Genomic DNA, 13,271 nt, shown 5'->3' with positions numbered 1-13,271 from the left:
ATTATCACTGGTAGAGATTAACCTATGACCACATTGCAGATAAAGTATACCAATATGTTTACCGCAGCCCTCTCAACTATGATTACCGCTTTAAGAATGGTGTTCGCATTATTGTGGAGCAACTATCGGAAAGTAAGTTCTTAACTGTTAATCAGCTAAAATATACCGTACCATCCCATATAAATGGTGTAACCATAATTAAAAAATAGAGCATTGAAGTGATGAGTGATACCAAGCAAGAGTGGCAATATCATGATGTTAAACCGACAAGGGGCAGGAAGTTGTTGCTGCTTGAAGCAACTGAACTTGTATTTGCCTTGCCACTTATTTTTAGATTGATCCCTAAGGCCAAGGTGATACAAGGTGAAACATGGTTTGTCGCTTTTGAAACCGAACAAGAGTTTCAATCTCAATATTTGGCGCTAACTGAAAAACTATCAGCAATGACTAAGAACAGCAGCGATGATAAAATTCTTAGTGCTGACTTGTCGGAGGTTAACCACGCACTGAACCGTTACTTCAGTGATTATGGTTGGCGTAGGGTACGTAAAGAGCTATCGCAAATTAAAAAACGGAAAAAGAAATCCCACATCGAAGTTAGCAATGATCTAATACATAGGTTAAAAGCATTTATGTCGTTGCAGCAACTGGATAGCTTTGATCAAGCGCTTGATTATTTACTCAGCGAAGCAGATCAAGCTAATATGCAAGGAGATGATTAACGTCCCTGGAAAGCTGCCTTTACTTTATGAACAAAGGCAGTTAGCCAGTGTTTTTCAAGGTAGCTATTAGGATAACCTAAACATATTGATAAGGAAGAGCAAAAAAGTAAATTTATAACGTCGCAATAGCAGCAAGGGTTATCTTATGCGTAAAACATGTACGCTTGGCATGCGTCGGTGCCCAACCGGCAAGAAAACGTTCGAAATCAGCCCAAGCTATGTTTACCTGTGGTCGCCATTCTCGTTCAATTTCATGATTATAATATGGACTATTGAATGACATAAGCGCTGAATGAAGTTCAGTAAAGTAGTAATCTATTAGTTGGTTAAAATTAAGCTCTAGAGTCATTTCATCTAAGCAACTACCTAGAAAATAAATAACATCTTTTACTCCACAACCACCGCCAACATATTGAAAATCAACAGCCGCAACTTGAGATAAATCCTCAGAAAAACAAAAGTTTGCAATCTTAGCATCACCATGGACCAAGGTTTTATATCTGCAACTATTTAAGCTTGCATCAAGCTTAACGGCAGCATTTTTTAACACTCCTTCCTCCATAACATTAAACTCTTTTTCTCTGGTAGCAAGGTGCCAATACGTACCCAATGGCCAAAGGTTTTGAGGCCAACTATCTGCAGGATTGTGTTGCATATTTAGCGCATGAAAGCGTGCAAGCCAACGTAAACACACCTTTGAGTTTTCGGCAGAGATAGTGGTTAATCTAACGGGAAAACCTTCGCTATCTAAGTCTGACATAACGATCATTTTTGATGATGGACAAGACTGACTTAAGCTGGCTTGGCCAATAAAGAGTGGTAATGCGCAAAAGGGCTTTATGTGATTGGCCCAGTTCCGATAAAACTCAGCTTCAACATCATAAGAGGTTAACTTTCGTTGATGTGATATATCACCATTCCAGCCTCTCGGGTGCTGTTGAATTCCCGGCGGATTAATGTGTTTAACGACAAATGTCATGGCGCTGCTATTACTTTGAGCACTTAGGTATTGCGGAATAACTCTTTCGAAGCGGGCTATTTCACCATAACCAGACCAGAGTCTTTGTATCACCTCCGTTTTAACATAGCGAGTTGTTTTGACTATATCCGAGAGTAGCTGGTTAAACTCGTGCTGATTATTTTTCAATTTTCTGAACCTAAGTCGCGCCAATGCGCCATAATTTAAAGGACTAGTAATTTTACGAGTGTACGAACCTATCATATCTAAATAGGGTATCAGTCACTAAATATACTTGGAACTAAATAAAGGATATCTTATGAGTAAAACAGTATTAATGGCTATTCTACTTTTTGTTTCATGCAATGCGACGGCAAATATTATTGTAGATAAAACCGGTGTAGATGAAAAAGATTATATTTACGATCTGCATCAATGTACCGAAATATCGACTCAAGTGGATAAAAAAGACTCCACTAGTAGTGCAGTCGGGACGGCGGCCAAAGGTGCTGCAATAGGTTCCGCCGGTAAAGCAATCGCCGGAGGCTCAGGTACCGATGGTGCCAAGCAAGGAGCTGCGATTGGCCTAGGTGTTGGTATTTTATCCAATAGCCGAAATAGGCGTCGTGATGCTGATAACTTCGAACAAGATAAACAAAATGTAGTAAAAAACTGCATGATAAATCGGGGCTATGTAGTATTAAACTAAAGTGTTGTAAATAAAAAAAGCTAAGCCATTATCTGACTTAGCTTTTTTATTGATGACTTTTCTATTCTGATAGTGAAATAGATAGCCAATTATCACTGCTATCAAAAAGCAGTGACTGTAGCTGGCCTTTGCCCTCTATATTCACTAGATTAATTTGGGCTGGCCACAGTTCTTGTAATGCACCATTGGAAATAGACAGGCCTGATAATTTATCAGGTATGCTCGTTTCCTGGTAGATCCACAGGTATCTTCCATCTAACTCTAAACCGACAAAGCTTAAAGGTACTGACTTACCTTCATTAGTTTCAATTGCAAACTGTTGTTGAACATAATCAGCAAAGGTATTTTGCGTGGCCTTGCTGCTTAGGATATCAGCACCTGAGTCAAAAAGATCTCTTACTGCGTGCTCGGCGTCATGTAGATAGAACTTATGCATGACTTCAATATTGTTCACTCTGTGGTTAAAACTAATGGTAGTGACTGCCGTTTTTTGCTGATGAGCAGCAACAGTACTCACCAATAAGCATAAAACCATAGCGATTATGAGATTTGTCTTCATCTACTAAGCAGCCTTTTCGATTTCTAAAGTGCTTTCATCTTCGTCATTTTTAAGCTCTGTCTTAATATCTTGCATGATGTCGCGTTTAACTTTGCTTTTACTCTTCTTCTCTTTATACGCTTCAATTCTTGAAGGGATAATGCGACGCGGAAAATAGTTATTATTAAGATCAACATCAGCGGTTTCCCAACGCGGATCGATCTCTACTTCTTTAAGCACTTTATCAGATACGATGAGTTTATTAACAGACTTAGGGCTCCTGCGCCAAACCTCCGCGGGAATGTTGATTGTTTCTTGAGTGCCATCTTCGTAGCTTAGCTGCAGAAGGATCGGCATCACGAGACCACCCAAATTTGAAAACTCTAGCACGTAATAGTTTTTATCTTCTTTTACGGCTCTTTGGATAACCTCGCGTTCCCAGGGCTCTAGCTCTTTCATGAACTTGTTGTACTTATTTCGCTCTTTGTTGGTAACGGTATATTCGTCATTTTCCTCATAAAAATCAGTGATATCTTTATTTAATTCTACCCAAGGTTTTAGGCCTTCTTGTCTGTTTCTTTCGATCGACATCGGCATTGGTTTGTCTTGCTCCATTTGACGCTCTCGGTCAAAATCAATATCTGGATTCTTAGTGTTCATTCTCAGCTTATAGATCTTATCTATCGAGATATCAACATGATCCGTAGTGTAAAACCAGCCTCGCCAGAACCAATCTAGATCAACACCTGATGCTTCTTCCATTGTTCTAAAAAAGTCGGATGGAGTGGGGCGCTTGTACTTCCAGCGGGTGGCATACTCTTTAAAGGCAAAGTCAAAAAGCTCCCGACCAAGTACAACTTCTCTCAAGATATTCAAGGCTACGGCAGGTTTAGTATAAGCATTTGCACCAATTTTCAGGATACTATCTGATTGAGTCATCACAGGAACCTGCACCGTTGACTTCATATACTCAATAATATCTCTAGGTTCCCTTGCCCAGTTTGATTCTGTTTCCCACTCTCTTTTTGCAAGAGAATCTAAAAAGCTATTGAGCCCCTCATCCATCCAGGTCCACTGACGCTCATCAGAGTTAACGATCATCGGAAAGTAAATATGGCCAATCTCGTGAATAACCACTCCAATTAGGAAACGTTTCTCTGACAAGGTATAGGTGCGGCTACCATCATCTTGTAACTCGGTACGTGGTCCATTAAAAGTGATCATTGGATATTCCATACCACCGACCGGTCCGTTGATGGATTGGGCTGTAGGATATGGGTAATCGAAAGAGTACTTAGAATATACCTCCATGGTATGGATGACAGATTCCGTTGAATATTTTTTCCACAGATCTCCACCTTCCTTTGGATAGAATGACATCGCCATTACTAATGGCCGTTCTGATGATTTTTGTTGGTAACCTTTAGCATCCCAGATGAATTTTCTTGAAGAAGCCCATGCAAAATCTCGTACATTCTCAGCTTCAAAGTGCCATGTTTTTGTTTTACTGCTGCCTTTTTCTTCGTTTTCTAATGCTTCTGCTTCAGTGACGATAAAAACGGGTCTTTTACTGGTTTTTGCTTTTTCAAAACGCTTTCGCTGCATTTTATTTAGTACAGAACTGGCATTAGTTAATTCACCGGTCGCCGCAACAATGTGATCAGCTGGCACTGTGATTTCAACATCATAATCGCCGAATTCTAACGTAAACTCACCACTGCCAAGAAATGCTTTATTGGTCCAAGCTTCATAATCAGTATAGGCGTGAAGGCGTGGAAACCATTGAGCTAACTGGAAAATATCATTTCCACCTTCACGTTTATCTTTAGGGAAGTGCTCGTAACCAGCACGACCACCAACCGCTTTTTGCTCTGTGATGTTAAAAGCATAATCAAGCTTAAATTCAGTCGTCCTACCTGGCTTTAATGGCTTAAGTAAATCAATACGCATATTAGTGCCGACGATAGTGGCTTTTAATTGCTCGCCGTTGCCAGTGATTGTTCCGATCTCATAACCGACGTCATTATCGGTTAGAAATTGTTGTTTACGTAAGGTATTCAGGCTTATCTTTGTTGGTTTTCCATCGACACTCTTTGCCAGCTCCGATGGGCTAGAAAAAGTGCGAGTACGACTCGCAATGGAGTCTGCCTTGTAATAGTTTTGGTCCAGCTGTAACCACAAATATTTAAGAGTATCTGGAGAATTATTAGTGTAAGTGACCGTTTGTGTCGCTTCTAGGCGTCTTTTGTCTTCTAAAAGTGATGCTTTAATATGGTAATCGACTTGTTGTTGCCAATACTCATGCCCTGGTTCTCCGGCGGCATTGCGGTAAACATTCGGTGTTGGCAGATCTGCATCTAATTGACGGAATTTGTCTTCGAAATCGCCTTTAGACTGCTTTATAGCTGAGGCGTAGGCAGGAAGAACCGTACCTGAAAAAATCGTAAGCGCTACGATTGATGAAGTTAATAATCTATTCACTGAGTTACTTCTCATATTTTATTGCCCTGACATTGCATCACGACTTGTTATTATTTTGTTTCTTGTTAGTGAAATGATTATACAATAGACAATAGGGTGGCAGTCAATGTCACTTAATACTTTGTAACGATTATTCCACGATACCTACTCGTTACTTTTAATGCTTTTAGCGATTTATGGCTGCGAAATTGTATAAGCTGTTGTCAGTTGGTTGTTGCTGAATACAGCAAGTTAATTGATAGATACAAAGCCGACTCCCTTTGGTTCAGCAATATGATTGCCGAACTAGGATTTTGCTGGAAACGCTGGAGATATGCAGGTTCTGACTTCAAATTTATAGCCGTGTTTCTTGTTACTATCCGGCGTTATTTGCAAAATTTCATAGTCATTTAGTTCCACCACATGGGCATTATCAGTGATGAGACAACGAGATTTTTCATCCGCTTCCAGTTGGTAGGCAAAGTGCGCAATGAGATCCCGTGTCTTTTGCGAATAGTAGGTCTTTAGTTTTACCGAGTTCACCACATCTTTTTTAATATTCTTCGCCAATGCTGACATTTGTTTATCGTCAGCACCGCTAGTAACATCAAGACTAATGCCAGACTCTGGAGCCTCATTGGCTGATGTGAATTGGACGCTGCCCACATTATCATTGCTCTGGGCAGTAATAATGTTGTCTATAGTATCTTCTATTGCGACAGCGGTATTTTCATCGGTGAGTTCGAGAGAGGGTGACGCTGGTCGCTCCTTTGTCCGAAAGAGTGCAGAGCCATCAAGGTTGTCTTCTATGACAGTATCAACATCACTCAGCAATGATAGGTTGTAAATAACAATACTCGACAGTATCAAGCGGATAAACATGGTCCACTTTTGAAAATGTTGATGGTTAGTGATCCTAAAGCCTTTAACGCCAAAGGGCCTTGCTATAAGCAATAATAATAGATAAATCGGCGCTATTATCTGTAGCAAAAGTAATGCAACAATACTCATGGCTAGCGCCCAAGAGGGGAGAAATAGCAATATGGCAAAGTTATGAGTGTAGTTAAAGTGTGACGAAGAGACTCCGACGACTTCATTGACGACTGAAGCAGCTCCAGCTAATGCGAAATTGGCAATAATGGCATAAAAAAGTAACAAAACGGCTTTTCCAGCCAGAGAATGCCATACACGGTTAAATAACGGCCAAAATTCAGCGGTTAGCCCAATGACAGTAAGCACGGCAACAAACACTAAGCTATCAGAAAAAATGAGTACTGCTATTGCTAGTAGGTATAGTTTTTGAACTGCACTAAGTTTTCCTGAAAAAGTGGTAATGGCATCATAGACTCTATTGTTTATAGCCACTAATTTTTTAGCTAAATTGAAAGTAGGGGGCTGAATTTTCCTTGTTGTCACTAATATTTTCCTTGTGATCTCACATTTAGTTTGAATTTATCGAAAGGCTCAGGTCATTACGATAATGCAAATGAATAGTTTAGTTCAAGCTGAAGTCGGTGAAAGGCATAATTTAATGTGTTTTATAAGTAAGTTAATAAAAAAAGCGCATGTATAATGCGCTCTTTAGCGTAACCATCTTTAAATCTGACCTACTTAGATCTTAGGGTAGTTAGGGCGTATATCCGTCGGTATGTTTTCCATTTTACTGTTTAACTGCTCGACTTCTGCTGCGAGCACAGCGTAGGTTTCTAAGAATAGCTTTGACTGTTGATAATCACCTAATGCTTGGATCATACAAACATCGTGGACTAACTCTGTAATCGCTATGACCATTTTGTCAAAATTAACGCTGTAAGTTTGTGCGGCAGCATCAAAGGTAAATGCCTGTTTTTCCTTGAAGTAATTGTACTGAAATGCGGCGCCGGCACCATGAGCTTCATGGACACCGAAACGCATAGAACGAAATAGACCCGCAAAATAGGTGACTAACATATTGTCTCTTTCTGCGATGGGAAGTTCACCTTTATCCATTAAGAACAACATATTATAGGCACCCATCACATCTGCTTTTCCCTCTTCAATCTTCGAATAGGTTTCTAAAAGCTGCGCGGAGACGGTGGTTGTTTTGCCATCGACAATAATCGTACCTGGGCCTAAACCATGGGATAGTTCGTGAAAAAGAGTTTCATTGAAAAAGTACTTTTCCATCAACAGTGACTGCTGAGATCCGGCAATGATGAGATCAGAAATGGGTTTCATAACGGCTCGATACTTTGCATTAAGCACGTTTTTTAGCATTACTTTTTTACTGCCTTTCACTTCCCTAACATATTCATCATTAGGCAAGTTAAAGGCTGTTGTCTGTACCCCAGGTTTGTTATCACCACCACCAGCGACCTGTTCTACAACGGAAATGGGAGACTCAGAGCCTCTATTGACATTTTTATGTTCATCAGGGATAGGTAAATTGGATTCCATAGCGGTTAGGTATTTTTTATAAATGTCTAACTTAGCGCTATCTTCAGGGTTTCGTACGGTAATAAAGGCTTCAAAAAATGTTTTATAACCAAAGAGTTTATCGGTATAGGTTTCGTAAGGCCCAATGGCTATCTCTAAAGAACCATTCAAATCCATCCATGCCATTTCTGAATCACGGTATTCATCGTTAAGAAAAGAATCAGCGCGTTTAGACAAGAATGTCTTTAGTGATTGATCATTGGTTAACTTAGCAGCCTCTCGCATAAGCTTCGCAGCTTCGGTAAGCTCTTCTTTATAGTAGATACTATAGGGAATGGCTTTTAGTTGTTCTTTATCTCTGACAATGACGGTATAGCCGCTTTTAAAGCTTTTTTCATCTTCTGGATGTACCGCTATCCATTGATTAAATTCACTCTTTGTCAGATCAACGGGATAGACACCTGCGCCATCAGGGCGCGCAGTGCTACCAAAAAATGCTTTATCGCCGTCTAAGGTATCCCATGCACCATAATGAAGATCAAACAAGGACAATAATTTGCTCTTATTGATATCACTTGAGGCCAATATCTGTTGTCTAACCTCGGCATTATTTTCAAACGTTTGCTTGAAGTAGATCCCATCTAATATATCGGCAACTTCGATTATTTTTCGCAACACTAATGTGTCTGTCGGGGTAAGGCTTGAAAGATCGGCCTCCATATCAATATCTACAAACTGATCAAGCATCGCTTGGTATGTTACAGATTGATTTGTTCCCTTGACAGCTTGGTTAACTGTTTTGGCTGAAGTCGTGTCATTTGCCGCCAGAGTTTGCTCTTTTTGAGAACAACCAGTAATGGCAACGGCGAGTGCTAAGGTGATTAATGAGAGTTTCATGTAATAAGGCCCCTGTATTCTTTCTACTATTTTTTATCGTTATTGTTACTTTTCCAGCAAACAATCTACACCTTCATAAAAGCAAGTAGAAGCTAATATTTGCAGTAAATGTGGATCTTGAGATTGTCGGTACAGTCATTAAGCAATATGGGCCGTGCAGTTGGGATGACGTAATCCGTAGACAGCATTCGAGTTACATACATCGAATATGGTAAAGTGAACGGCATATAAGAAGAATAAGAAGACAATATATGATCCAGCCCCTTGAACAGAAACACTTTAACGATGTGATTGAACTAGGAAATTTAGTTCATGGCAACGGCTACTTAGACGACAATTCACTTCAAAGCATTGTCGCTAAAGGTAATAAGAACGGGATCAACAGTTGCTTTGTCGCCATAGAGTCAAATCGTTTGCTGGGTTTTAGACTCACTTATGCAGCGCAGCAATGGCTCATCGACAAATGGTGCACGCCAAACCGTTGGGGAGTAAGCCAAGAACAAGTTGGCTATTTTAAATGCAATACTGTTGCTGCAGATGCTCGCGGCAAAGGGATCGGTGGCTTGTTACTTGATGCTTCTATTACCGCACTAAAGCAGCAAGGAGCAACCGCCGGCGTAAGTCATTTATGGAAGCAAAGCCCGAATAATTCAGCAGTTCGCTACTTTACAAAAGCCGGCGGTGTACTGATAAAAGAGCATCCTGAGCGTTGGAATGATACCGCAGAGCATCCAGACTATATATGTGTGCTTTGTGGGCCGAGTTGCCACTGCGCGGCATGTGAAATGCTACTCATCTTCTAAAGAAATTAAGTTTTTAGAAACATATGAATCCAATCGTTTAAAAGCATCCATTATGAACAGTAAAACATTTGATCCTTTGAAGCATGCTTCACCTGCCAACTTAACGCCCTGCGACTCTTATTGGGCGAGTACTGTATCACTCGGGGCCGCGAATTTAAGCCTCCGAGGAAGTCACACGGCTGACGTCGCCATCATTGGTGGCGGGTACACAGGTTTATTGACCGCTCATTATTTGGCGGAACTGTATGATGTCGATGTATGTGTTCTCGAGGCAAATCAAGTCGGTTTCGGTGCTAGCGCACGCAATGCAGGATTTGTGCTAAAAGGCTCTGGCCGTTTAGGTTATTCACAAATGGCTAAACGGTGGGATTTAGCGACGGCGAAGGGCATTTATAACGAATTTAGTCGGGCTGTCGAGCGTGTTGAAGGGCTCATCGAAGCGTTTGACATTCAATGTGAACCACAGCAGAAAGGTTACATAAAGGTCGCTCATAATCCAAAAGCACTTGCACAATTAAAAGACGCCGCAGCATTTATATCGACACATCTTGGTGGAGATGCTCAATTTATTGATGCAACAACGCTTAAAAACCAATACATGGACCATCACCAAGCTTATGGTGCGTTACGACTCGAGGATGGATTTGGCTTAAACCCACTCAAGTTACTGTTGGGTTATAAATCAATGTTAAATAAGCGTAATGTGAAAATTTATGAACATAGCTGCGTTGAGCACTGGATAGAGGAAAATGGAAAGCACCGTTTGATCACCACAGACGGAGAGCTAACAGTCAATAAAGTGATCAGCGCGGGTAATGCATATACACCTAAGAAATTTAACCCGCACATTGATAATCGATTTCTGCCGATATTAAGCAATGTAATAGTCACTGAACCATTAACCGATATTGAGTTAAAGGCTTGTGGATTAAAAACTCACCAAGTCATTATGGATACGCGTATTCTAAAATACTATTACCGCCTATTACCGGGTAATCGCTTGTTGTTTGGTGGCAGAGGCGCTATATGGGGCAAGGATGCTTATGACCCTATTTTTCAGAGCCGATTGATGCTTGCTATGAAGCAATGCTTTCCCGCGTTAGCAAATAAATCGGTTGCTTATAACTGGACTGGGTGGATAGCGGCAGCTTTAGATGATATTCCCCATGTTTTTTGTCATAATAGCGTTGGTTATAGTCTAGGTTACTGCGGTTCTGGTGTATCATTTAGCACGCAAGCTGCTTTTCGATTAGCACAACAAATTACTGGCCATCAAGTTCCTAGTTTGCCTTTGTACGATAATGCGCTGCCTAAGTTTCCATTGCCTAAATTTAGACGAGTAGGGCAATGGGGTTACTATCATTATGGTTGGCTACGAGATAGGTTTTTATAACCCTAGTCAGCCAGTTTTAAGTAGCTGTGCTACATTTATAGATTACAATTTTTTGAGGAACCGTTAGTGAAGAAGCATCCTGTCGATAAAATGCTAGAGAAACACGATGAACTTACCCACTCTGAGGACGTGAAGGTGTTGTCTCATATTCAAAGAGAAAAAGATGAATGGGTTTTGCATACCGTAATGATTGAAGGTTGTGACACACCGTTCAAGTTTAAAAGACGAAAAAAGTACAAAAGTCTTAAAGATGCAAACGTTAACATTACCTACTACAGCGGAACAGAAGGCATTGCAGGCTTCGAGATAGATGTTTTTAACGTTGTTAGAATAAAACGTAGCTAACTCATATTTTAGCTGCACTAACGTTGTACAAGGTTTTTATCGGTTATTCAGTGTTGTGTATCCAAGCATTTGGCTGCTCAATATGGAAGTCATCATTATTCTTCCAGTATTTGTTATATGCGCACTGAAGATGCCCGTTACCCCAGCTTACTACCCTGTCAAAGTACTAGTACAATAGCTTAACTCATTCAGCACGGATACAGCTAGATCACGATAAAATCCTTATCAAAGGTGGTTTTATTCCATTGATGATAAGGGATGACAGATGTATATTACGCAGCATAGTCAATTGCAACATACAGGGCTCGCAGTACAGATCGTCAATGACGAAAGGTTAGCAATGTTAACTAATACTGTAAAAATCTCAATAAAGCTGACACAAGCTGCATTATTGAAGCGTGCTCTGAATCGTGTCCATATCTCATCGCTTATTCTACTCACGCATAAATCAGAATCATTAGAACTCCATAGAATGGTATTAGACTCTCAAATTGGCAATACAGAAAAATCAATATTGCTTGGCTATATTGATCAAAATATTGAGATTATTGACGAAGCGTTATGTAAAACTAGAGTTAGTTAGCCAACAGATTCATACTGTATCTTCGTATAAACAGAATGACACTAAGCAATGTTCACTAGCCAATGATTTTTGTTTGAGTTAATGGTTCTCAATAATAGGCTTGTCATCACAGCATTAATCCCATACGGATAATGGCTGATAACATTTTTAGTGATCAAGCTTCAGATAAAAGAAAGCCCAGCATAAAGCTGGGCTTTTTTACTCAATATAATTGAGATTTTATTTAGCTGACATTATCGCTACAGCGTTATCTAGCATGCGGTTACTGAAACCCCACTCATTGTCATACCAAGACATCACTTTAACCAAACGACCGTTGACACGGGTCTGAGTGGCATCAAAGTTAGATGAGAATGGGTTATGGTTGAAATCAATGGAAACCAAAGGTTCATGATTAACCGCTAACACTTCACTCATAGGTGCTACAGAAGCTGCTTTCTCGATGATAGCGTTAACTTCTTCAACAGTCGTATCACGAGATGCAACAAATGAAAGGTCGACGAGAGAGACGTTAACAGTAGGCACACGAACCGCCAAACCATCGAACTTACCAGCAAGCTCTGGAACCACAAGACCCACTGCTGCAGCTGCACCAGTACGTGTAGGGATCATCGATACTGCGGCAGCACGAGCACGGCGCAAATCAGTATGATAAACATCAGATAGACGCTGATCATTGGTGTAAGCGTGAATCGTGGTCATAAGACCCGATTCAATGCCAATCTCGTCATTTAACGGCTTAGCAAAAGGTGCTAGACAGTTAGTAGTACAAGATGCGTTTGAAATTACCGTCATATCGCTAGTAATAACATCGTTGTTAACACCGTAAACGACAGTAGCATCAACGTTCTTACCTGGAGCAGAGATAAGCACTTTCTTTGCGCCTGCAGTAAGATGCGGCTGTACTGATTCTTTAGAAGTGAATATACCAGTACATTCAAAAACGATATCAATATCGAGTTCTTTCCAAGGCAGTTTTGAAGGATCACGCTCTTGGAACGTTAGGATTTTGTCTTCGTTAACAAAAATAGCATCATCTACATGTTCTACTTTCGCATTGAAACGTCCGTGGACAGAATCATACTTAGTTAGGTGAGCATTGATTGAAGCATCACCAAGATCGTTTAAAGCAACTATCTTGATAGGGTAGTTCTTTTCGCTTTCATATAAAGCACGTAGAACATTGCGGCCGATACGGCCATAGCCGTTAATTGCAACTCGGATAGTCATCTCATATCCCTCAGGTAAAATTATAAATAGAATCTGGTTGTAAAATTACCAAACTGACAGCTACCGTCAAGCAATATCGGCCAAAAAGGGCAGATTCCCTTAACAATTTTGGTAATTTTTTTACATGGATCGCGTATTGAGCTATTTTTCAGCTAAACATTGGAATTAACTGTAAGTTGGCAAACATATTGCCGAATACAAATTACACAAAATAGCTT

General features: G+C 40.3%; 12 protein-coding genes. 6 read left to right on the top strand and 6 right to left on the bottom strand.

Translation table 11 applies throughout. From position 1 onward, the window contains the following. Positions 1-221: 221 nt before the first annotated feature. On the top strand, positions 222-722 hold the full coding sequence (locus L2755_RS21210) for a hypothetical protein (RefSeq protein ID WP_248982638.1): 501 nt from the start codon (positions 222-224) through the stop codon (positions 720-722). 112 nt (positions 723-834) lie between these two features. Here the strand turns inward: L2755_RS21210 and L2755_RS21205 are convergent, their stop codons facing one another. After that, positions 835-1,869: a phosphotransferase gene (locus tag L2755_RS21205; RefSeq protein WP_248982637.1), complete on the bottom strand. Its 1,035-nt coding sequence runs from the start codon at positions 1,867-1,869 to the stop codon at positions 835-837. A 130-nt stretch (positions 1,870-1,999) separates the two neighbouring features. On the opposite strand from L2755_RS21205, the gene L2755_RS21200 reads away from it, so the two are divergent. Beyond that, the gene (locus L2755_RS21200) at positions 2,000-2,389 is read left to right on the top strand and encodes a glycine zipper family protein (protein WP_248982636.1); all 390 of its coding nucleotides are present in this window, start codon (positions 2,000-2,002) and stop codon (positions 2,387-2,389) included. A 61-nt stretch (positions 2,390-2,450) separates the two neighbouring features. Here the strand turns inward: L2755_RS21200 and L2755_RS21195 are convergent, their stop codons facing one another. The 4 genes from L2755_RS21195 to L2755_RS21180 all read right to left on the bottom strand — a co-directional run bounded on the left by L2755_RS21195 (position 2,451) and on the right by L2755_RS21180 (position 8,699). Next, positions 2,451-2,948: a DUF6702 family protein gene (locus L2755_RS21195; RefSeq protein ID WP_248982635.1), complete on the bottom strand. Its 498-nt coding sequence runs from the start codon at positions 2,946-2,948 to the stop codon at positions 2,451-2,453. A gap of 3 nt (positions 2,949-2,951) precedes the next feature. Then, complete coding sequence (locus L2755_RS21190; RefSeq protein WP_428847821.1) at positions 2,952-5,384, bottom strand: M1 family metallopeptidase; 2,433 nt, start codon at positions 5,382-5,384, stop codon at positions 2,952-2,954. A gap of 309 nt (positions 5,385-5,693) precedes the next feature. Then, complete coding sequence (locus L2755_RS21185; protein WP_248982633.1) at positions 5,694-6,803, bottom strand: hypothetical protein; 1,110 nt, start codon at positions 6,801-6,803, stop codon at positions 5,694-5,696. 195 nt (positions 6,804-6,998) lie between these two features. Beyond that, positions 6,999-8,699, bottom strand: a complete 1,701-nt coding sequence (locus tag L2755_RS21180) for a dipeptidyl-peptidase 3 family protein (protein ID WP_248982632.1) — start codon at positions 8,697-8,699, stop codon at positions 6,999-7,001. A 251-nt stretch (positions 8,700-8,950) separates the two neighbouring features. Here L2755_RS21180 and L2755_RS21175 point away from each other — a divergent pair, with 251 nt between their 5' ends. From L2755_RS21175 to L2755_RS21160, 4 genes are all read left to right on the top strand, one after another. Continuing rightward, entirely contained in the window at positions 8,951-9,502 is a 552-nt protein-coding gene (locus L2755_RS21175) for a GNAT family N-acetyltransferase (RefSeq protein ID WP_248982631.1), read from the top strand. 52 nt (positions 9,503-9,554) lie between these two features. Further along, positions 9,555-10,895: an NAD(P)/FAD-dependent oxidoreductase gene (locus L2755_RS21170; RefSeq protein WP_248982630.1), complete on the top strand. Its 1,341-nt coding sequence runs from the start codon at positions 9,555-9,557 to the stop codon at positions 10,893-10,895. Between the two features lie 90 nt (positions 10,896-10,985). Next, positions 10,986-11,240, top strand: coding sequence for a hypothetical protein (locus L2755_RS21165; protein ID WP_248982639.1), 255 nt, complete (start codon positions 10,986-10,988; stop codon positions 11,238-11,240). A 265-nt stretch (positions 11,241-11,505) separates the two neighbouring features. Then, entirely contained in the window at positions 11,506-11,823 is a 318-nt protein-coding gene (locus tag L2755_RS21160) for a hypothetical protein (protein WP_248982629.1), read from the top strand. A gap of 219 nt (positions 11,824-12,042) precedes the next feature. Here the strand turns inward: L2755_RS21160 and gap are convergent, their stop codons facing one another. After that, positions 12,043-13,053: a type I glyceraldehyde-3-phosphate dehydrogenase gene (gap, locus tag L2755_RS21155; RefSeq protein ID WP_248982628.1), complete on the bottom strand. Its 1,011-nt coding sequence runs from the start codon at positions 13,051-13,053 to the stop codon at positions 12,043-12,045. Positions 13,054-13,271: the final 218 nt, after the last annotated feature.

The organism is Shewanella abyssi (assembly GCF_023284025.1).
Taxonomy (GTDB): domain Bacteria; phylum Pseudomonadota; class Gammaproteobacteria; order Enterobacterales; family Shewanellaceae; genus Shewanella; species Shewanella abyssi.
This window is presented reverse-complemented; position numbering and strand designations above follow the sequence as displayed.